The sequence below is a fragment of the Desulfotomaculum sp. genome (assembly GCA_003513005.1).
Taxonomy (GTDB): Bacteria; Bacillota; Desulfotomaculia; order Desulfotomaculales; family Nap2-2B; genus 46-80.
In genome coordinates, this window is sequence record DOTD01000059.1 from 1 (window position 1) to 20683 (window position 20683).

Annotated in this window: 18 protein-coding genes, 2 tRNA genes and 2 pseudogenes; 14 read left to right on the top strand and 8 right to left on the bottom strand. The window is 46.4% G+C overall.

From position 1 onward, the window contains the following. Positions 1-132, top strand: a 132-nt coding sequence (locus DEH07_07235) for an HNH endonuclease (GenBank protein ID HBY04323.1), incomplete at its 5' end; no start/stop codon positions are given. A gap of 266 nt (positions 133-398) precedes the next feature. Here the strand turns inward: DEH07_07235 and DEH07_07240 are convergent. After that, positions 399-1691, bottom strand: coding sequence for an acetyl-CoA C-acyltransferase (locus DEH07_07240; protein HBY04324.1), 1293 nt, complete (start codon positions 1689-1691; stop codon positions 399-401). Between the two features lie 205 nt (positions 1692-1896). On the opposite strand from DEH07_07240, the gene DEH07_07245 reads away from it, so the two are divergent. From DEH07_07245 to DEH07_07255, 3 genes are read left to right on the top strand one after another with little or no spacing between them, the layout of a single operon-like run. Next, positions 1897-2439 (top strand): hypothetical protein, encoded by a 543-nt coding sequence (locus DEH07_07245; protein HBY04325.1) that lies wholly within the window; start codon positions 1897-1899, stop codon positions 2437-2439. Between the two features lie 58 nt (positions 2440-2497). After that, a complete protein-coding gene (locus DEH07_07250; protein HBY04326.1) occupies positions 2498-2953 on the top strand; it encodes an acyl dehydratase in 456 nt (151 codons plus the stop codon). A gap of 30 nt (positions 2954-2983) precedes the next feature. After that, on the top strand, positions 2984-3424 hold the full coding sequence (locus DEH07_07255) for a hypothetical protein (GenBank protein ID HBY04327.1): 441 nt from the start codon (positions 2984-2986) through the stop codon (positions 3422-3424). Between the two features lie 2 nt (positions 3425-3426). On the opposite strand, the pseudogene DEH07_07260 reads toward DEH07_07255, so the two are convergent. Further along, positions 3427-4483 (bottom strand): annotated as a pseudogene (locus DEH07_07260) (phosphohydrolase). A 270-nt stretch (positions 4484-4753) separates the two neighbouring features. Between DEH07_07260 and DEH07_07265 the strand changes: the two are divergent. Both DEH07_07265 and DEH07_07270 read left to right on the top strand, forming a co-directional pair. Beyond that, positions 4754-4831: transfer RNA gene (locus DEH07_07265), tRNA-Pro, on the top strand. 11 nt (positions 4832-4842) lie between these two features. Beyond that, positions 4843-4918 (top strand) — tRNA-Lys (locus tag DEH07_07270). Between the two features lie 94 nt (positions 4919-5012). Here DEH07_07270 and DEH07_07275 read toward each other — a convergent pair. Next, entirely contained in the window at positions 5013-5408 is a 396-nt protein-coding gene (locus tag DEH07_07275) for a methylmalonyl-CoA epimerase (protein HBY04328.1), read from the bottom strand. 65 nt (positions 5409-5473) lie between these two features. Then, on the bottom strand, positions 5474-6286 hold the full coding sequence (locus DEH07_07280) for a hypothetical protein (GenBank protein ID HBY04329.1): 813 nt from the start codon (positions 6284-6286) through the stop codon (positions 5474-5476). Between the two features lie 154 nt (positions 6287-6440). On the opposite strand from DEH07_07280, the pseudogene DEH07_07285 reads away from it, so the two are divergent. The 4 genes and pseudogenes from DEH07_07285 (at position 6441) to DEH07_07300 (ending at position 9908) form a co-directional block, all read left to right on the top strand. Further along, positions 6441-6761, top strand: a pseudogene (locus DEH07_07285) (IS91 family transposase). Positions 6762-7639: 878 nt separating this feature from the next. Beyond that, a complete protein-coding gene (locus DEH07_07290) occupies positions 7640-8983 on the top strand; it encodes a hypothetical protein (GenBank protein ID HBY04330.1) in 1344 nt (447 codons plus the stop codon). Beyond that, the gene (locus DEH07_07295) at positions 8983-9360 is read left to right on the top strand and encodes a hypothetical protein (GenBank protein ID HBY04331.1); all 378 of its coding nucleotides are present in this window, start codon (positions 8983-8985) and stop codon (positions 9358-9360) included. Before DEH07_07290 ends, DEH07_07295 begins: the two co-directional genes overlap by 1 nt. Beyond that, positions 9357-9908 carry a hypothetical protein gene (locus tag DEH07_07300; protein ID HBY04332.1) on the top strand — a complete coding sequence of 184 codons (552 nt, stop codon included), beginning with the start codon at positions 9357-9359 and terminating at the stop codon, positions 9906-9908. The genes DEH07_07295 and DEH07_07300 overlap by 4 nt, the downstream gene beginning before the upstream one ends. Positions 9909-10018: 110 nt before the next feature. Here the strand turns inward: DEH07_07300 and DEH07_07305 are convergent, their stop codons facing one another. After that, positions 10019-11176, bottom strand: a complete 1158-nt coding sequence (locus tag DEH07_07305) for an acyl-CoA dehydrogenase (protein ID HBY04333.1) — start codon at positions 11174-11176, stop codon at positions 10019-10021. Between the two features lie 190 nt (positions 11177-11366). Here DEH07_07305 and DEH07_07310 point away from each other — a divergent pair, with 190 nt between their 5' ends. Beyond that, positions 11367-12134 (top strand): hypothetical protein, encoded by a 768-nt coding sequence (locus DEH07_07310; GenBank protein ID HBY04334.1) that lies wholly within the window; start codon positions 11367-11369, stop codon positions 12132-12134. 238 nt (positions 12135-12372) lie between these two features. Here the strand turns inward: DEH07_07310 and DEH07_07315 are convergent, their stop codons facing one another. Next, positions 12373-14532, bottom strand: a complete 2160-nt coding sequence (locus DEH07_07315) for a hypothetical protein (GenBank protein HBY04335.1) — start codon at positions 14530-14532, stop codon at positions 12373-12375. 321 nt (positions 14533-14853) lie between these two features. Between DEH07_07315 and DEH07_07320 the strand changes: the two genes are divergently transcribed. Next, positions 14854-16116 (top strand): hypothetical protein, encoded by a 1263-nt coding sequence (locus DEH07_07320; protein ID HBY04336.1) that lies wholly within the window; start codon positions 14854-14856, stop codon positions 16114-16116. Here DEH07_07320 and DEH07_07325 read toward each other — a convergent pair. Then, entirely contained in the window at positions 16109-16786 is a 678-nt protein-coding gene (locus DEH07_07325) for an orotidine-5'-phosphate decarboxylase (protein ID HBY04337.1), read from the bottom strand. The genes DEH07_07320 and DEH07_07325 overlap by 8 nt on opposite strands. A gap of 18 nt (positions 16787-16804) precedes the next feature. Then, positions 16805-17176: a hypothetical protein gene (locus DEH07_07330; GenBank protein ID HBY04338.1), complete on the bottom strand. Its 372-nt coding sequence runs from the start codon at positions 17174-17176 to the stop codon at positions 16805-16807. Between the two features lie 92 nt (positions 17177-17268). Between DEH07_07330 and DEH07_07335 the strand changes: the two genes are divergently transcribed. Then, entirely contained in the window at positions 17269-20061 is a 2793-nt protein-coding gene (locus DEH07_07335; protein ID HBY04339.1) for an isoleucine--tRNA ligase, read from the top strand. Positions 20062-20079: 18 nt separating this feature from the next. Continuing rightward, positions 20080-20643, top strand: coding sequence for a cysteine hydrolase (locus DEH07_07340; protein HBY04340.1), 564 nt, complete (start codon positions 20080-20082; stop codon positions 20641-20643). Positions 20644-20683 lie beyond the last annotated feature (40 nt).

Here is a 20683-nt window from a genome sequence, read left to right on the forward strand (position 1 = left end):
CTAAATAAGATTCACGAAAAATATCAGGTTGATCCAGAAAACGATTTGAAACCTGTATGCCCAAATTGCCATGCTATGCTACATAAAACAAGCCTCTCAATCGAGGATTTAAGAACCCTGATAAAAAAATAAAACAACTTCCGCTTTTCTTTTTTACGTGTTCCATTTTACGGGCTTTGTCCTGCGGCAATACCTCTGTTTATCCTTGCCTTGACAGTAACGGCAAGCGCCGTGGAAGCGTTGTCGTCGGCAATTATCAAAACCTCCAAACCCATTTCCCGCAGCCTTTCAACATTCCGGGGCACAGCAGACAACTCAAATAGAAATAATTAAAAGGACCTGGAAAAACCGTTAAAAACCTTTCCAGGTCCATCTTGCCTTGTTTATTGTTCAGTCAGTTATTTTCTTTCCAAAACCATCGCCGCGCCCTGGCCGCCGCCGATGCACATCGTCGCCAGACCCAGCTTCCGGTTATTGCGCTTCATTTCGTGGATCATGGTAACAATCAGCCTTGCTCCCGCACACCCGATTGGATGCCCCAGGGATATGCCGCTGCCGAGCAGGTTGGTGTTGTCAAGGCTTACGCCCAGTTCCCTTATGCAGCCGATTGCCTGAGCGGCAAAGGCCTCGTTAAGTTCGATCACATCCATGTCTGCAAGAGAAAGGCCGGTCTTACTGAGGACCTTCTTTACAGCCGGAACAGGGCCGATACCCATGTAAGCAGGATCAACACCGCCTCCAGCAAAGCCCCTGAAAGTGGCCATCGGCTGCAGTCCCAACTCCTTAGCTTTATCCGCCGTCATCATCAGCACAGCAGCGGCGGCGTCATTTATACCTGAAGCGTTTCCTGCCGTAACAGTGCCGTCCTTGCGGAAAGCCGGGGCCATCTTGGACATTTTCTCCAAGGAGGTGTCCATAGGCCTTTCATCTGTGTCGAAAAAGATTGGGTCACCCTTTTTCTGGGGAATGGGCACAGGAACTATCTCCTCTTTAAAGAGGCCTTCCTTGATGGCTTTCCGGGCACGCTGGTGGCTTAAAAGGCCCAGTTCGTCCTGTTCCAGGCGGGTGATGCCGTACTTTGCGGCGATGTTTTCCGCAGTGTTGCCCATATGGTATCCGTAGAATATTTCCCAGACACCGTCCAAAACCATCATGTCAATCAATTCGCCCTTGGATGTAACATCCATCCGGTAGCCCCAGCGGGCTTTGGGGAGAATATAGGGGGCGCAGCTCATGCTCTCCATTCCGCCGGCAATAACCACTTCCGCGTCGCCGGTCATAATCGCCTGCGCTCCCAGGGCAATAGCCTTCATCCCTGAAGCGCATACCTTGTTGACGGTAAAAGCGTTTGATTCCTTTGGAATGCCGCCGAAGATTGCCGCCTGCCGGGCACTGTTCTGCCCCAGGCCTCCCTGGAGAACATTACCCATGATAACTTCATCAATCTGAACTTCAGGCAGGGAATCGTCCCAATCGTAAGCTTTCTTTTCCAGATCGGGCATTCCCATGTCTTTCAAGGCCTCAGCCCCAAAACTCATCAGTTCCGGCCCCGACTTGGGCCTTAATCCCGCCTTTTTCAGCGATTCCCGGATCACCAGGGCGCCCAGCTTAAACGCAGGCACGTCCTTCAAAGTAGCGCCAAAAGTACCGATCGGTGTTCTTGCTCCGCTGACAATTACTACCTCTTTCATTATTCGAACCTAACCTCCCTTAATTAGATACAAAAGGCTTCCAGTATCTGATATTTAAATGCAAAAACTTTACAACAAATTATAACAAACCAGGCTTTTTAACGCAATAATAAAAGCTCGTTGTAAAAACGTTGTAAAAACCGCTGCTAAAACGCATAGACAGGCGCCGGCCGGTGGAAAATATTACTTATGAAGGAGGTATGGCATGAGCTGGCCCGGGTGGTTGATTGCAGCTTTTTTTGTTTTAGTTACCATCATCCTGATGGTTCCCGTTACTTTTTTGATCTGTTTTTCCTGCCGGGGAGAAGAGTGTACGCTGGAAATAAAGGTCAATGCCCTGCCTGTCACTCTATATAAAAAAGAAAGCGCCTTCCCCCTGGGTAAAAACTGGCCTGATTTTAAGAAAAGCAAAAACTTTTCCACCCGCAAAATGCAAACGTTAAAAGCGTTATTTATCTTTTTAATACGGCGGGCAAAAATGGAACATGTTAGTTGGGAAACCAGGATCGGCACGCACGACGCGTATTACACCGCCCTGGCAGCCGGCTGGTTATGGGGAATAAAAGGCTTTTTACTGACCGCCTTATATCGTTATACAAACTCGAGAAATTGCCACCCTCCTCAAATGAAGGTCGCGCCGGTTTTCAACCTTGTTGTCTTTGACACGCGATTTAAAACCGTTTTTCAACTGCGCGTTATAGATCTTCTTCTCGCCGGGCCAAAACTCATCTTTGCATTTTTTATTTGACTTAAAGGCCCAAGGCAGGAAAAACCTGCCCGGATGAAGAAAAACAAGATAAAAAACCATGGGGGAAAGTTTTATGAATACCAGGCGCCCGGATTTAAAAAAGTTTGCCGAAATTGAATTAGGAATGGAACTTCCGGAGGTTAAAAAACAGGTCACGCAGGAGATCATCAACAAGTATGCCCAGGCCTCCGGCGATATGGATCCGCAGCATATAGATCCGGAGTTTGCCGGTCAAACAGTGTTTAAAGGCACAATTGCCCACGGACTGCTTACTATTGCCTATATTTCAGAAATGATGGCCAACTTTTTTAATGACGGGTGGTACTCGGGAAGCGCCATGGAAATAAGCTTTCATGCGCCCGTACGGCCCGGTGACACAATCACGGTGTCGGGCAAAGTTAATACAAAGAAAGCTTCAGGCGACAGGGGCATTGTAACTTGCAAAGTCGCCTGTACAAATCAGGAGAACGCCAGTATCATTACAGGAACTGCAACAGCTTTAGCGAAACTGTAATTTCTTTATTTTGGCCGGGAGGGATCAGTTTTGGAGAAGGAAAAGATGATCAGTTTTGAAGAACTTGAAGTCGGGCAAAAATTTAAACCTCACGAGTTCACGATGACCAAAGAAACAATCTTTAAATACGCTGAAGCCGTTTCTGACTCAAACCCGCTTTACTGCGCTGAAGAAAACGGTAAAAACTCTTTTTACGGCAGTATTATAGCGCCGCCGACAAGCGCAGCCATATATATAGTTTCCGCTTTTCAGTCGGAAGGCAAAATCCCCCCCGGCGCGGCGGTCCACGCGAGGCAGAAGTTCGAATTTATCAGGCCGGTATTTCCCGGTGACCAACTTGTAACCAGTGTGACCGTGAAAAACAAGTTCGTCAAAATGGAACGCAAGTATGTGTTTTATGAGATGACAACCGTTAATCAGAATGGCGAGCCGGTTGTAAACAGCGAAATAACTGTGTTTTGGACGCAATAGTTTTATTTCTTCTCCATTATTTCCACAAAAACATTCGCTATTTCCGGGTCGAGCTGGGTACATGAACAGCGGGAAATCTCCTTTAAAGCCTCGGCGAAACCAGCTCCCTTGCGGTAAGGGCGGTCGGTGGTAATTGCGTCAAAAGTATCCGCAACGGCAATTATCCTGCCCACAAGGGGAATATCGTATCCTTTTACCCCCCGGGGATAGCCGCTGCCGTCGAATTTTTCCTGGTGGTACATCGCTCCTTCATAAATCCCTTCGGCAAGCTGCCGGGGTTCCAAATCGGCAAGGATATGAGCGCCGATTTCCGGGTGCATTTTCATAATGTTCCACTCTTCGGAAGAGAGCGGCCTCTGAAGAAGAACATTGTCCCGAATACCAATCTTGCCCACATCGTGCAGCAGGGCAGCCCTTTCCAGCAATTCCAATTCTTCGGGTGAAAATCCGAGTCCTTTTCCAATTATTACGGAATATTGGCTGACCCTCTCGGAATGGCCGTGTGTATAAGGGTCGCGGGCATCCAAAGATGAGGCGAGCACTCTGATCAGGCTGTTCAGGAGCATTCCCTGCCAGGTATAAAGCCGGCTGTTTTCCAGGGAAATTGCCGCCTGCCCGGCAAAAGCCAGCACGATATACAAGTCCGATTCCGTGAAATACTGCTCCCTTTCTTTATTTTAGAAGTTGCAGGCATCCGATTACTTCTTTCCGGCCTCTTAAAGGTATACACAAAAGGGAACGGGTGACAAACCCTGTCGCGTCGTCAAACCGCCCGGCCCACGAGGCGTCCAGGTGAACATTCTTGATCAGGCGCGGCTCATTTTCCGTCACGACCTGCCCTGCAAGACCTTCTCCTGGTTTAAGACGCAGGCCTTTTAAGGCGTCAGCCTTGGGACCCCTGGCTACAAAAGGCGCCAGGCAACCGTCCTCTTCAACCAGCCAAAGGGTTCCCGCTTCGGCGGATACAACCGCCATTGCCCTTTCAAGCACCAGTTCGAGAAGTTTCTCAAGTTCGAGCTGGGAATTTAAAAAACGGCTTGTTTTCAGAAGCATTTGCATTTGTTCTGTGGTAATCTGCAATAGGTAAAACTCCCAGGGATAATATTACCAAAGTAAGCTGTATCATTAAATTCAACTTTAGAAAAGAAAATCCTCTAAAGAACCTCTGAGAATCTCCAAAATATAGCAGGCTTTGACAAAAAAAGAAGGCTTGAAACCTCAAAAGCAAGGATAAACATGGAAATAGCGCAGTATATCTTCATTTTTCAAGTGGCTCTTGATATACCTGTTTTAACGTGCTATACTATTTTTGTATTTCAAGACTTCTTGCGGGATGTGGCGCAGTTTGGCTAGCGCGCTTGCTTTGGGAGCAAGAGGCCGGGGGTTCAAATCCCTCCATCCCGACCAACTTTGACTATGGACCGTTAGCTCAACTGGTAGAGCAGGCGACTCTTAATCGTCAGGTTGGGGGTTCGATGCCCTCACGGTCCACCATAAAATGCAGAAATGGCAAGGGTTCCGGATATGGGATACCTTGCCATTTTAAACTATGAATTAACGACAAATGCACTTATAGGGCAGCAAAGAGTTATTCAATTAGTTCAATTAAAACTCCTGCGAAATCCTTTGGGTGTAAAAAAGTAAAATTTCTTCCACACCAATTCCTTGGTTTTTTATCAATTGGGGAGAGGCCTTTTTTATTAAGCTCTTCCATGCTGCCTTCTACATCAGGTACTTTAAAAGATATTAAGAACATACCTTCACCGTTTTTTTCAATAAATCTGGCAACTTCGCCGTCCGGACTGGTAGATTCCATGAGTTCGAAAGCGACTTCCCCAATCATAAACCTTGCAACGCTTATCTTTTCTTTCTCATCAATATAGTGATCAACTGCTCTTAAATCGAATGTCCCGGCAAATAGTTCTTCAGCCTTCTTAACATCTTTAACTGCAATGCAGATGTGATCAATTTTTTCCAACTTCATACTGAACATCTTCCTTTTTTTTATGGTTACTTTACCCTTATGTACCCTGATTCCTAAATACCTGATTACGTCTTTTCTTTAACATGCAACGCGTTCAGGTTGAGCCAATAACTAAAAACATCATGTTGGGGATCAACATGAATTTCTACATTAAGTATCTCAATAAACCGCGGCTGTTTCTGGGCTTCCTCGAGGCGTTCGTCAATCTGTCCCTTGCGGAAGTCCGGAAAATAACCGATGAAAATTGTAAAAGTAAGAAATCCGACTAAAGTCCCGGTATATTCAAAAACTTTCTCGCTCATACCGCTGTAAAGGAGGATTTGGACAGCGCCTGCAACTCCTGAGGTACCGGCCATAATTACCAGGCCGTAGACAAGGGCGATAAAAAAAGCCTTGTGCGTCATGAAAAATGAACGGGCAAAGTCTGACTGATCTTCTGGATAGCCGGCCAGGATAATGAAGGCAAGAAAACTGATCAGAATTGCAGCGCTGACACGCGATGCAGCTATGACCGACACCCTGACAAAACTTGAATCATCAAGGCCCGATTTAGTTCCGCCAAGCAGATAGAGCATTAGGAAGGCTGCGACTACGACCGCGACACCGAGCAGGTTGGCAACCAGGAATGCTTTTTTTGTGTTGAACCGGCTTTGGGTTGCTGTTATCGCAGCAAGGCTGAAAATAGCTCCCAGCGCAAAAGCCCAATGCAGACTGTTGAACAGAAGATTATATGGTTCCTGCTGTGGCCAATTTAGTTGAATCCTGATCATCGTCACAACCGCGAACGCCAGGGCGCTTCCTATGGTAACAGGGAATGTCTGAAAAGCCCTGATTGAGCCTCTAAATACTTGTGAGATCGGCGGCACTAATGAATTCATGGTATGCGCCTCCTATATTTATCCTTCTTCCCACAGCCACCTTTACTCGCTGCTGATGTGCCGTCGGACTTAACTATTAATCTTGATAACAGATAATTCTATTTTGTCTAGCAAATTCCTTCTTCTTATTTTTTTTGTGACGCCGCCGGCTTATAGAGACCGTAATAAAGGCAACGGAACAAAGATAATCACATTAAAAGGCGTTGAATTTATCAGGCGGTTTTTAATGCATATACTTCCAAGGGGCTTTGTAAAGATCAGACATTATGGCCTACTTGCTAACCGCAATAAAAAAACAAAGCTTAAGCTGTGCAGAAAACTAACTTCCAGCCCTGCTTACAAACCTAAATTCGAAGGACTTACAACTATTGAGATCCTCAATATCCTTTTAGGCAAGGATGTAACGGTTTGCCCTGTATGCAAGAAAGGAAAAATGAAGGCTATGCGTTCGGTATATCCAGGGCCTTCTCCATAATAGCCGGTCATTTGAATAAACTTTTTGGAGAAAACCCATTTATGGGGAGGGGGTAGGTGTGTTTAATTTTAGCCGGTTTTGCCTTAAAGATACCGGACATTTAATGAAGATCGGGTACAAATTCAAAAGAATCACCGATTAAAAAGCCAGGATAAAAAATTGAATCCCCATAGCTGGGAGCAAAGCGACTTCATTCTTCTGGGGCAATTGAAAATTTTGCGATACAGCTATAGCGCGTTATTGATGATTAAGGCTCAAAACCAGGAGTTGCCTGATATTTGAGCCCTTTTTCTTCGCAAAACTTCCAATTGAACCCTTTAAGAAGAACCGTCCCTATGACAGATACTATGACAGATAGGTCATTACAGATAAAAACAAACATTAATAATTACCGGTTTTAATCTTTCAAAAAAATAGGTTTTTTAGAAGTCAATTTTTCATTAAAGTTTTTTATAGAAAGACCGAAGATATTATGGAAAGAATGAAAAGGATTGTTTCATTAAAAGGCATAAAGAAATTCTGAGTGTTGCCTAATGATTATTTATGTCAACACCAACGAAAATGTCACCCCTTCAGTATTTGAATATAGAGATTTTGTATAGACAAACTACTTGTTCTTGGGCTACTCGTGAGTGTACAATAAGGTTTTTAAGAAATCAGGAGCCACTTTTCCTGCTTAGCGTTTGCTCATTCTAAACTTTATTCTCCCATTATATCTCTTTTTAGGGGGATGAGCTTTTCCCTGATGACTTATACCATAACATTATCGCTGATTATCGATAAAATTAGATTTTATTATTGTTTTTTTACAATATATTTTAAAATAAACATAATTATACGTATTATTAATTTCGGCTAAAAACAAAGGGGGGTCATGTATGTTTAAGCCGGATGAAAAAGGTTCAATCATGGTATATGCGGTTATTTTGATTACCGCGCTGGCTTTGATATTAGGAGCCGTTTTGACAATCAGCCTAGGACGTGTTCAAGAACAAAAGAGAGTCAGCAACCGGTCTCAGGCATATTATATGGCAGAATCAGGAATAAATGAAGCCAAACACCAATTGCAAAATATGCTGTCCGACAAACTTATTACTTTTTACCCGTATACAGATGACAGTTCAACACCGTGGATTCAAAGCGAAACGCAAGGATTCAAAACAGGTAATTCCTTCAAAGTCTGGTGCAGCAGTGCAGACATAGATCAAATCAGAGTTAGATCTAAAGGGGTATCAGGCAACAGCGTAAGAACAATCGAAGCAACCTTTCATTATTATACTGCTCAAGGCGGCGGAGGTGGCAGCAGCCCGCAGTTCGACATGGCTGTCTTTGCGATTCACAGTATAAATATGGGCAGTAAAGGAAGCGCTTCAATCAATGGCAATGTCGGCACAAACACGACGGCAACCGATGGTGTTTATATTCCCTATAGCGCTCGTATTCATGGAAATCTTTCAATAGGCCCCGGAGGTATTCCGTCAACAGTTGTTAACAGTCCTTCTAATGTCACGGGTACCATAAATAACCTTCTTGCCATCCGTACTTATTCAATGCCTGATTTTCCTTCTTTCCCGACCCTGACAAATAGGGGCAGTCTAGACATAGGATACTCCGGTGGTTCAATAAGCGATGACGGTTATTACAGCACAATTTCAATTCATAATGACGGAACATTAACGATAAATACGGGAAGTACGGAAAGGATAATTAGAGTCGGAACTCTTAGTTTAGAGCAGGGATCCATAGCTCTAAGCGGTACGGGGAAATTAACAATTTATGTTGACACCAGCCTGGTAATAACTAACGGCGGCGCAATAAACAACAACGGAAATATCAGCAATGTAATGATTTACTATAACGGATCAAATAATATTAGTATTACCGGTGACAAAAGAATATTTGGATCGCTTTATTCCAACAGCGCCACTGCTGACATTACAATTTCAAATAGTTGTGTATTTAATGGATGTATTATATCAAAAGGGGATAACGTTACAATTAATGGTGATGGTTCTGTAATTAGCCAAAATGGAGCCGTATTTGCGCCTAATGCTACAGTAACTGTTCCTAATAGTGGCAAACTAACAGGTTCAATTATTTGCTATGACTACGCATCAAGCGGCAGTGGACTGGTAACATATAGCTCTGGGGCCGGCGGGACATACCCATTTGGGGGAACATTGCAGGTTGAAATTAACAAACCGACTTGGAGAGAGTTATAGTGAAACTTAAGAAACTTCAAAACACGGCAGGTTTTGTTCTAATAGAAATAATAGTGACCTTGCTGATCATTTCTATTTTGTTAATTCCTTTGGGGATAATGTTTGAAAAAGAAAAGCTTAAAGCTAAGCAAAGTAATGAAAAATACCTCGCCCAAAACTTGGCTCAGGAGCTAGCAGAAGAATTAATATCAGGATATGACAGCGGCAAAGTAACTGCTTTCAATACAAGAATAAACGCAACATATAATTTTCAAGCAAATGTCCCTACACCCACAGATATTGATCTCAACAGCGATGGTAAATTCGATGGAAAATCAATTAAAATCACAATAAAAAAGGGTAGTTCTCAATTGGCCTACCTGGAACTGGTCGTATGAAAAAAATAAAAGAAGAAGGCTTTACTATCATAGAACTCATGGTGGGGTTATTCATTCTGTCAATCATCGTGATAATTATTGCGTCCTATTATACCCAATCGAGTAAAGTCTACGTATATACCATGGAACAAACAAAAATAAACCAGGAAGCGCAAAAAGTTTTGTCTGAAATTGTAGATGGTAAAAATGGCGACAGAAACGGTCTTCGGTATGCCACTACTTATGATATTTCGACAACAAATGATTCGATTGCTTTTCAAAACATCGCCACTGATGGGGTTACCCTCATAAAAAAGGGTTATCGGTTGGGAGCTTACACTATTTACAAAGTTGATAATTTGGCAAGCGTTATAGCCCCAACAACCGGGGGCACATCTGTCTCGACCTTATTGTCAGGCGCTGTGACAACTTTTAATATTATTACAACTTCTGGCGTCAGTACAGGCGATACTATCATCAGGTTAGAAGTTGGCGTTGATAGATTATCAAAAACCGGTTTTCACATCGGGGGCACTTTGGACACAGAAGTAAAGCCAAGAGGATTATGAGGAATAAAAAAAACAGGGAAAGGATAATGCCTAACCCCCTGCTTTTTTTATTTTCTTATAAAAAAACGTTATGCTTTATGCTTTGAATATACGTGTCCGTTTTTTACTTACTACTTGTTGGCCTTTCTGTAGCCCAAGGCGTCGTTGGCAACGATTGTCTTTTGAATGTTGCTCGTACCCTCGACGATCTGGTAGTACTTGGCGTCCCGGAAGAACCTGGCCACCGGGTATTCCTCGGAATATCCGTAGGCGCTGTAAATCTTCATCGCGTAGTCAGCGCACTTGTTCGCCGTCTCAGCGGCAAAAAGCTTGGCCATGGAGGTCTCCAGTGTGCATGCCCGGCCCTTATCTTTCAGGAAAGCCACCTTGTAAACCATCAGGCGGGCGGCGTTTATATCCACCACCATCTGGGCGATCTGATCCTGGATCATTTGGAATTTGCCGATCAGCTGGCCGAACTGCTCGCGCTGGTTGCAGTATTCAACTGACGCATCCAGGCAGGCTTGGGCGACGCCAAGAGCGCCGGCCATGGAAGCAAGGCGGGTATCGTCGAGCTGTTTCATAGCGATAACAAAACCCTGTCCTTCCTTGCCCAGGAGGTTTTCTTTCGGAACCTTGACGTTTTCAAATGTAATCGAGCCAACCGGGCCGCCCCAGTTGCCAAGCTTTTCGGTAATAGCCTCGTTGGTAATTCCTTCCGACTTCATGTCTACGATAAAGGCAGACATTCCTTTTACCGGCTTTGAAGGATCGGTGTAGGCGTAAACCAGCCCCACATCCGCTACAGTGCAGTAAGAGATCCACATCTTGCTGCCGTTCATAATGTAATAATCTCCGTCAAGGATGGCCTTGGCTTTCATGGCGGCCACGTCGGAGCCGGCATTCGGCTCCGTTAAGGCAAAGCAGCCGAATACATCCGCATTGACCAGCGGCGGAACGTATTTCTTTTTTAACTCATCGCTGCCGTATCGCAGGATGGTCATTGCAGGGCCCAGTAAATTTGCCGCAAAAGCCAACCTTAGGGAACTCCACACCCTGGCCGTTTCTTCAGCCAGGATGGCTAAAGCCGCATAACCCATGCCGTTTCCACCGTACTCCTCGGGAACGGCGCAGCCGAAAAAGCCCAGTTCGCCCATCTTCTTGACAAGATCGGGGCGGAAGCGGTGCGCCTTGTCATCAGCATCGACAGTAGATTTTACTTCGGTCTCGGCAAAATCGCGGGCAAGTCTTCGGATATCTTGCAACTCCTCTGAAAGATCAAAATCCATACCTGAAATCTCCTCCTTAATTATGCTTGGTTAACCAAATCTTTATTAGATGTATATTTTAGACACACGCGCTGTTATTTCCTGCCGGGCTCTTAAAAATTTTATCCGCCAAACGGCATAAACATTATTTATAAAAAGTAGGAAATATGCGGATTCGACAGAAATATAATAAAAAACGAAAGGGTCAGACATGTCAGACGATAAACAAAACAAACCGGCGTTTTTTTATGGCTGGCTTGTGCTTGCAGCCTGCGTTTTAGTCGGCATAACAGCCGCGGCCCAGTTGACCTACGGAATATATGTCAAGGAACTGATCGCCGAATTCCACTGGAGCAGGACGCTGACGTCTTCAATCAGTTCGGTCCATTACTTTGTCTACAGCCTTGCAGCCGTTCTTGCGGGAACAATAACCGATCGCTACAAACCCAGGCTGCTTATTGTGGTTTCCGCCGTTCTGCTCGGAGGCGGTCTTTTCCTGTGCGGATTTTCCCGCAACGTATGGCAGATGTACCTGTTTTTCGGGGTTATTGCCGCCCTTGGCACAAGCTGCTGTTATTGCGTACCCTCCTCCGTCGTCCAGAGGTGGTTTATTGAAAAGAGATCCGTAGCGCTTGGAATAAGCATGTGCGGCATAAGCATCGGCAGTTTCGTGATTTCCCTGCTGGTCGGTTATTTTATTCCCCACTATGGTTGGAGGGTGGGGGTTTTTGCCGAAGGGGCATTTCTTTTTTCAATAATGATCCTGGCCAGTTTTTTTATGGCCGGAAACCCGGAGGAAAAAGGTCTTTTGCCATACGGCGCCGAAAAAACAAAGACCACTAACATATACATCGATCAATGTTTAAATGATGTCTGGACTTTTAAAAGTTTAATTGTCAACAAGTATTTTTTAGGCTGCTTTGCCAATCAGTTTTTCACCTGCATTTCCCTGATTATGACAAACAGGGACGGTTCTTAAAGGCTAAACATCCTGAAGATTAACTATCCTCAGGAAGGTCAACTGTCTACGCGCTATGTTCGCAACTTACGAACTCGTTCACCCTCGGGCTTAAGTCAAACTTAAGCGCATACGCCTCAAACATTTCCCTCGCTAACCTTAAGAGGTTCTCTCGTTCTTTGAATAAAGGCTCAAAATCGCACTTTAAGGCATTTGCCCTCCCTTTGCTGACGAATTTTCATCCTCTGATGGCGCTGCATTAGCAGCATGGGGGTCTACTCAGGCGAGTTACGTATTTTAATTTGGAATGTCCGGTTAATAAAATACGTGAATCAACAACCAACGCTTTATTTGGATAAACAATTACAGGGTTCAGATCAATTTCTTTAATCTGTGTGAAAGTTGTTACCAAAGTTGAGATTTTCATCAGGATATCGACAATCGGTTCAAGACTGACGGCCACCCGGCCCCGGTAGCCTTGCAACAAAGAAAATCCCTTTATTTCTTGGATCATCTCTCTGGCTGCCAGGGTATTTAAAGGCAATAGCCTGAAGGAGACGTCCTGATAAACCTCTACAGTTGTTCCTCCCAGGCCAAACATTATAACCGGGCCGAACTGGCTGTCCGTAATAGCTCCGACGATGACTTCTATACCTGGAGGGGCCATAGGTTGAACGCTTACGCGGACCCGGGGATCAAAGTATCTGCCTTTCAATATAATTTCTTCATAAGCTTCTCTGATTTCTTTTTCGCCGGCTAAATTCAGCTTAACCCCGCCGATGTCTGATTTGTGCACGATTAAAGGAGAGACAAGTTTTAAGACCACCGGCGTTCCCAATGAAGCTGCCGCACGACATGCTTCATCTGATCTTTCAATTATTTTAACCGGGGTAACAGGGATCCCAGCTGCAGACAAAAATTCTTTTGCTTCCGGTTCAGTTAAAACATTTAGCCCTTCTTGTTCAACTCCGGCAAGAATGGATTTGGCTTCATCCAACGCTGCCTGAGAGCTTTGCTCTGAAATGACTGTTCCTTTCTTTTGCCTTATGTCAGCGTATCGGTATAAATTGGCCAGCGCCCGGGCCATCCTATCCGGCAACCTATAGACAGGTATATTTTTGCTTTCAATATCTTTTAGCTTACTGTCAAGCGCTTCTGCGGGTGAATCCTGCATCAGGACAAAAGGTTTGGTGATTTCTCCGGCTGCTGCAAGCTGTTCGACAGATTCCAGAACATTCGTCGTATACTCCGAATGATGAGAATTCAATAAAGCTACCATGTCAACATTATTATCTTGCATTATAAGCCTGAGCGTCTGAATAATAATTTGCTTATCCGATACCCCAAAGGTTATATCTATAGGATTGGAGTGTAAAGTATAACGGGCCATTGAAGACAGACAGTTATCAAGCGCTTCTATAGTAGAATGCGCAAGCTCCGCTAATTTCAGGCCTTCTTGTTCGGCGACGCTGGCAAAAATGATCCCCAGGCCGGCCTGTACGGTAGCGATACCTACCCGGTTGCCCCGCGGAATAGACGAAAGAGAAAGGATCTTGGCCGTATCTATTAGTTCATCAATGCTTGTCACGCTGACAATCCCAGCGTCCCGAAAGGCGGCCTGGTAAAGGTTAAAACTACCGGTCATCGTCCCTGTATGAGAAAACGCTGCCCTGTTAACGGCCTCGGATCCTCTTACTTTATATGCCACCACGGGCTTAAACATAGTTATTTTCTTAGCTTCTTCAAGCAAAAGACGGGGATTTTCTATTCCCTCCAGATATATTAAAACTACTTTTATTTCAGGATCACTGCCGAAATAAGCCAGGATGTCGGAAAACTCTACGTTGCAGCGATTACCCAGAGCAACCGCCTTGCTTGTTCCTATGTTTTCATTTAGCAAGGCGTAAAGAACAAGCATACAAACTCCTCCACTTTGACTGATCAATCCGATTGGACCCCGTGGAACCTCTTTTAAAAGAGGTACGAAGGAAAGATTTAAAGAACAGGCGGTATTTATTAATCCCAGGGTATTCGGCCCGATTATTTTCACTCCTGTCTCAATCGCCGACTGTAAGATTTCTTTTTCCAACTCCTGTCCGGTTTCAGCCTCTTTGAATCCTGAACTGATAATTATAACTCCCTTCGCTCCCGCTCTTGCGCAGTCTAGAACAGCTTCTTTAACAGCCTGGGAAGGGACAACGATTAAACCTATGTCGAAAGCTTCAGGCAATTCGGTAACCGAAGGATAAGTCTTCACGCCGAATATTTCTTCATGATGAGGATTTATAGGATAAATAGTTCCCTTATACCCGCATTGCAAAAGGCTCATAAGACATTGGCCGCCAGCCTTAAAGCTGTCGCTGGAAGCGCCGATTACAGCCACTGACTTCGGATTAAAAAAATAATTTAAAACATTCATCCTCCTATCGAAATCCTTTCATGTTTTTCTTATTTCTTAAAATTTTCTAAGGCCCTCCTTTCTTCCGGCACACTTAACATTCTACATGACCGGAAAATCTGGTTCATCAATAAAAATAAAAAAACATCGGGTTCACTCGTTCCTTGAATGAAGGTTCAAAATCGCACTTTTGCAGGCTCTTTGCTTGGCGGCTAGATATTCGACTATACCCACAGTTATTTTTTGGCTTTACCCTCGGGGCAGTCTGTTATATAATTGCAATTATCTTAACATATTTGGTTAAAAAAAAGAAGTCAAAGCAGGTTTAACTAAAGAAAGGAAATGGACTGCAAATTGTCCGACAGCCCACAGTATACTCCGAAGCTTTTTTACGGCTGGATCGTTGTTATAGCCCTTACTTTTGTCGGGATGACGTCAGCAGCGCAGCTGACCTTCGGCATTTATGTCCTTGATCTGGCCAGGGAATTTGGCTGGAACAGGACGCTCACATCTTCCCTGGCTTCGTTTAACAACCTGTTTTACGGAATTTCGGCTATTATAACCGGTATCCTGGCGGATCGATACAGCCCCAAGATTACCGTCTGGGTGGCCGGGTTTCTTTTGGGCGGCGGGCTTCTTTTATCCGGTATGGCTCACAGCTACTGGCAGTTGTTTTTCTTTTTCGGGGTCATCGCCGGCCTCGGCATGGGATGCTGCTATTCAATTCCATCTTCAGTCGTTCAAAATTGGTTTATAGAAAAAAGAGGGGTTGCCCTGGGCGTCAGCATGTGCGGAATAGGCCTCGGCGCCTTCATCATCTCCCTGCTGGTAGGTTATCTCATTCCCATTTACGGGTGGCGGACAGGCTTTTTCGCTGAAGGGACCCTTCTTTTCTTATTTATGTTCGTCCCCGCCTTTTTCATCGTCCGTGAACCCCGGCAAATAGGCCTGCTGCCTTTGGGCATGAAAAATAATCATCCCGGCAACGGTCTTAATAAGCCCCACCCCAATCTCGTCCTGCTGATTAAAAAGCTAATCTCCAACCGGACCTTTTTATACCTTTACGGCAATCAATTTTTCACCTGCATTGCGTTGCTGATTGTCTCCACCCACGTTGTGCCGTTTGCCGAGGATATGGGCATCCCCAAACTGGCGGCGGCAAGCGCGATGGGGCTGGTCGGTTTATTCAGCGGTTTGGGGAGACTGCAGGCAGGTTTTGTCTGCGACAAAATCGGCTTTAAGAAAAGCCTGATTATTTTCTGCAGTATGTGCTGTATTGCCTTTTTGTATTTAATGACTGTTAAAAATCTATGGATGCTCTATATTTTCGTGGCTATCTATTCCCTGGGTTACGGAGGCAAAGCCATGTCTCTGCCGGGTTTGGCGGGCTACTCGCTGGGAACGGGCTCGCTCGGCACAATAATGGGACTGATCTCCTCCGCATTCGGTCTGGGAGGTTTTATAGGCTCGATACTGGGCGGCTGGATTTTTGACCACACCCACAGCTACGTCTGGGCTTTTATCGCCGGCGCGTTTTGCTACGTAATAGCCATAATCTGCGCTTATCTAACCAAAAAAGAAACCCTGCTGGAGGAAATCAACTGATTTCCTCCAGGATTTTTAAAGCTGCGCTCCTTGGGTCAGCGGCTTTGGTGATTGGCCTGCCAACCACCAGGTAGTCGGCCCCCGCATCGATTGCTTCCCGGGGAGTCACCGACCTCTTGTGGCTGTCAACAGCGCTTCCGGGGCTGCGTATTCCGGGAGTTACTATTAATATATCCCTGCCAAGTTCCCTCCTTAACAGGGCAGCTTCGGAACCGGAAGCAATTACTCCGTCGCAGCCGACCTGAATGGATTTTTTCGCCCTGGCCAGGACCAGTTCTTGAACGGAACAGATGTAACCGAAATCCAAAATATCCGCGGCGTCCAAACATGTCAAAACAGTCACCGCGAGCAGTTTCAAGCTCGAATTACCCCGGCCGGCGGCGGCAGCCTCGATAATCCCGCCGTTTCCGTGAATCGTTAGAAAATCCACACCAAGCCGCGCTGCAAGGCTGACAACTTTTTGGACAGTTTCCGGAACATCAAAGTACTTCATATCTAAAAAAACACGTTTGCCGTTATCCAAAAGCCATTGCAGCATTTTCGTTCCACCGGCAAGCTGCAGTTCCATGCCCACTTTAAAAAAATCCACTACCCCGTCAAGGGACCGGACAAGTCCCATAGCCCTGGCCGGCTCGTCAAAATCCAGAGCGCAGATAATTCTCTTTTCCATAAGAATCCTTTCTGTTCATTACTCTTTAAGATCGTCCGCCGCTTTTTTACGCGCCTCTTCGATTACACCGTCGAATTCCTTTTCTGGATCCATGCCCATTTCTTTCATGCGCTTCTTCGCCCAGAGGCCGACGTTGCGATCGTCTTTATAATAATCCTCGCTGCTCCTTGTGCTTGTGTCGATACTGGCCAGCCGGTCACCCTCGCTGCGGTGGTATGCGAAAGAGGACATAACCCGTACCAGGGAAGCTCCCTTGCAAAAAGGACAGGACAGCCCTTCTTCATCGGAAGACCTGACCAGTATCTCCAGCCTTTTGCCGCAATCGCCGCAGGAATATTCATAAACAGGCATATTTAATACAACCCCTTTGTTTTGAGTTCCTGGAAACATTGACGTTTAACAATGCTTTCTAATATAATATAAATCGTTGATCTTATGTAAGCAAGCCAAGATATTTTTTGTTTTCGAGGTGTTTAAAGAAAATGGATTACAGCAAGACCCTGAATCTGCCCCGCACGGATTTCCCGATGAGGGCCAACCTGCCTGTGCGCGAACCTGAAATCCTGAAATTCTGGAATGATATAGATGTTTACCGCATGGTCCAGCAAAAAAACGCGGGACGGCCAAAGTTTATCCTCCATGACGGGCCGCCCTACGCCAACGGCCATATCCACCTTGGACATACTTTAAACAAAATCCTCAAAGACATTGTGGTTAAATACCACTCCATGGCGGGCTACGACGCGCCCTATGTGCCCGGATGGGACACCCACGGACTGCCGATAGAACAGCAGGCAATCAAAAGCCTGGGCTTAAACAGGCATTCGATCAGTACCGTGGAATTCCGCAACAAATGTAAGGAATATGCGCTCAAATTCGTCGACATTCAAAGAGACGAATTCAAACGCCTGGGGGTGCGCGGGGACTGGGACCACCCCTACCTGACGCTGATGCCCCATTATGAGGCGGCCCAGATCGGGGTTTTCGGGGAAATGGCCAGGAGGGGCTTTATTTACAAGGGTTTGAAGCCGGTCTACTGGTGCGCAACATGCGAGACGGCGCTTGCCGAGGCCGAAGTCGAGTACCAGGATAAGCACTCTCCTTCGATTTATGTGAGGTTTTCCGTAACCGGCGGCAAGGGCGTCCTGCCAGAAAAGGACACCTGGGTGATCATCTGGACGACGACACCCTGGACACTGATTTCGAACACTGCCATCTGCCTTCATCCCGACTACGAATATGCGCTGTTTAAGAGCGGGGACAACAAATATCTGGTTGCCAAAGAACTTCTGGAAAACTTTTGCAATACCGCGGGTTTAACCTGCGAACAGATCCTGAATGAGTTTGCCGGACGGGATCTCGAAGGCGTCTGCTGCAGGCATCCATTCTTCGGCAGAGAATCAAAACTGGTCCTGGATACTTATGTAACCCTGGATGCGGGCACCGGATGCGTGCATATCGCCCCCGGCCACGGCCATGAAGATTACCTCGTCGGCTTGCGATACAACCTGCCGATGCTGTCGCCGATTGACAACCACGGTGTTTTCACCGAAGAAGCCGCTCAATTTGCCGGGCTGTTCTATAGCGACGCGAACGATAAGGTCAAAGAGGAGCTTTTGCAAAGCGGACACCTGCTCAAAGAGGAAACAATTTCACACCAGTACCCGCACTGCTGGCGCTGCAAAAAACCGATCCTGTTCAGGGCTACCGAGCAGTGGTTCGCTTCCGTGGAAGGGTTCCGCCAGGATACCCTCGACGCTATTCACGGCGTAAAGTGGATCCCTCCCTGGGGTGAAGAACGCATCTACAACATGGTAGCCGGCAGAAGCGACTGGTGCATATCCCGGCAGCGGACATGGGGGGTGCCGATACCAATTTTCTACTGCGCCGGCTGCGGAAAGGAAATTATCAGCAAAGAGACCACCGCTCATTTACAGAAGCTGTTCCGCGTTCATGGTTCCGACGTGTGGTTTGCCCGCGAGGCTGCGGAACTTGTTCCCGAAGGTTTGTCCTGCCCCGACTGCGGCGGGACCGTATTTAATAAAGAAAATGACATTATGGACGTCTGGTTTGACAGCGGAACCAGCCATGCAGGTGTGCTGGAACAACCCGAAATCTGGCCGGACTTAAGATGGCCGGCTGACCTTTACCTGGAAGGAAGCGATCAGTACCGGGGATGGTTCAACAGTTCCCTCTCAACCGCAATCGCCAGCCGCGGTGAAGCGCCTTACCGTGCTGTCCTGACGCACGGTTTCGTGGTTGACGAAAAAGGGTACAAGCAAAGCAAATCCCTGGGCAATGTTGTTGACCCGATGAAGGTAATCAAGCAAATGGGCGCCGATATTCTGCGGCTGTGGGTCAGTTCGACGGACTACCGCAGCGACCTGGCGGCTTCGCCAAACATTTTAAACCAACTGTCCGACGCTTACCGGAAAATCCGCAACACCTGCAGGTTCCTCTTAGGCAACCTATATGATTTCTCTTTAAAAACCAACGGAGTATCCTATCAACAAATGCCCGAGATTGACCGCTGGGCCCTTTTAAAGCTCCACCAGTTAATCCAGCGCGTCCTGACGGCATACAGCAATTATGATTACCATGTAGTTCATCATGCGGTGCACAGCTTCTGCGTTCTTGACATGAGCGCGCTGTACCTGGATATTATCAAAGACCGGCTCTACACGTCTCCGGCCAATTCTAAAGAGAGGCGGTCGGCGCAAACTGTTCTGCACGAAACTTTAAATGTGCTGGTTCGTCTTTTGGTACCTATCCTCGCCTTTACCAGCGAAGAAATCTGGGGCTATCTTCCGAAACAGGAAGGAACGCCGGTCAGCGTACAGATGACCGATTTGCCGGAAGTCAATGAGGAATACCTGGACGTTGAACTGGACAGAAAGTGGGAAAGGCTTCTGGAAGTGCGGGGGGAAGCAACCCGTGTCCTCGAACAGGCGAGAAGGGACAAAACAATCGGCAACTCACTCGAGGCGGCGGTTGATTTATATGCCTCGGGTGAACTTTTCGATTTCCTGCGGGACTCGGCGGAAGAGCTTTCCACCCTTTTCATAGTCTCCTCGGTAAACTTGCACCGGGTGTCGCAGGCAGATATTTCCAGCCCTGCGGCGGTAAACGGCCTGGCAGTTAAAGTCCGGCGGGCGCAGGGAGACAAATGTGAAAGATGCTGGATGTACCATGAAGATGCAGGAAAGAACGCCGCGCACCCGACACTGTGCCCCCGTTGTTCGGAAACGGTCGGCAATATAGTAATGCCTGAATAAGGGAGAGTGGGATTAAAGATGAAAGACGCCGTAATAGTAGTCGATATGCTTAAGGATAATATCAATACCGATCTTCATACCGGGATCAGCGGACAGGCCAAGACAATTATTCCAACCATCCAGAAAATGCTGGAGAAAGCCCGCGAAAAAGGGCTGCTGGTCGTTTTTGCCTGCGACAGTTTTTATCCGACGGACTGTTTATTTTTGGGAGGAAAGATGAAGCCCCACGCCCTCCGGGGAACCCCCGGCGTGGAAGTAATTGACGAACTCAAGCCGCTCAAGAGCGACATCGTTTTAGAAAAACGGCGGATGAGTTCTTTCTTTAAGACCGACCTGGATATTACGCTGCGGGACAATGGGGTGGAAAGGGTTGCGGTTGCAGGGATAACCACTCCCTACTGCGTTCTGATAACGGCCTTTGACGCCTTTGCCTACGGGTTTAAAAGCGTTATCCTGGAGGACTGCTGCACAGCTTATCCTCTTGCGGGCCACGACGCGTGCGTAAACACATACAGGAAGAGTCCTTTAGGGGAATATTTCAAAATTATGAAGTGGGAAGAATATCTTTCTCTGGTTGAATAAGGTTTTAGGTTCAGACACAAGAGACACAAGGGGACGGTTC

What these genes read in the sequence shown, in the direction of transcription:
- DEH07_07245 (HBY04325.1), top strand. Translation starts at nt 1,897, where the DNA reads ATGAGCTGGCCCGGGTGGTTGATTGCAGCTTTTTTTGTTTTAGTTACC.
- DEH07_07305 (HBY04333.1), bottom strand. Translation starts at nt 11,176, where the DNA reads ATGGATTTTGATCTTTCAGAGGAGTTGCAAGATATCCGAAGACTTGCC.
- DEH07_07330 (HBY04338.1), bottom strand. Translation starts at nt 17,176, where the DNA reads ATGTTTCCAGGAACTCAAAACAAAGGGGTTGTATTAAATATGCCTGTT.
- DEH07_07240 (HBY04324.1), bottom strand. Translation starts at nt 1,691, where the DNA reads ATGAAAGAGGTAGTAATTGTCAGCGGAGCAAGAACACCGATCGGTACT.
- DEH07_07300 (HBY04332.1), top strand. Translation starts at nt 9,357, where the DNA reads ATGAAAAAAATAAAAGAAGAAGGCTTTACTATCATAGAACTCATGGTG.
- DEH07_07325 (HBY04337.1), bottom strand. Translation starts at nt 16,786, where the DNA reads ATGGAAAAGAGAATTATCTGCGCTCTGGATTTTGACGAGCCGGCCAGG.
- DEH07_07310 (HBY04334.1), top strand. Translation starts at nt 11,367, where the DNA reads ATGTCAGACGATAAACAAAACAAACCGGCGTTTTTTTATGGCTGGCTT.
- DEH07_07280 (HBY04329.1), bottom strand. Translation starts at nt 6,286, where the DNA reads ATGAATTCATTAGTGCCGCCGATCTCACAAGTATTTAGAGGCTCAATC.
- DEH07_07320 (HBY04336.1), top strand. Translation starts at nt 14,854, where the DNA reads ATGGACTGCAAATTGTCCGACAGCCCACAGTATACTCCGAAGCTTTTT.
- DEH07_07250 (HBY04326.1), top strand. Translation starts at nt 2,498, where the DNA reads ATGGGGGAAAGTTTTATGAATACCAGGCGCCCGGATTTAAAAAAGTTT.
- DEH07_07275 (HBY04328.1), bottom strand. Translation starts at nt 5,408, where the DNA reads ATGAAGTTGGAAAAAATTGATCACATCTGCATTGCAGTTAAAGATGTT.
- DEH07_07315 (HBY04335.1), bottom strand. Translation starts at nt 14,532, where the DNA reads ATGAATGTTTTAAATTATTTTTTTAATCCGAAGTCAGTGGCTGTAATC.
- DEH07_07290 (HBY04330.1), top strand. Translation starts at nt 7,640, where the DNA reads ATGTTTAAGCCGGATGAAAAAGGTTCAATCATGGTATATGCGGTTATT.
- DEH07_07340 (HBY04340.1), top strand. Translation starts at nt 20,080, where the DNA reads ATGAAAGACGCCGTAATAGTAGTCGATATGCTTAAGGATAATATCAAT.
- DEH07_07335 (HBY04339.1), top strand. Translation starts at nt 17,269, where the DNA reads ATGGATTACAGCAAGACCCTGAATCTGCCCCGCACGGATTTCCCGATG.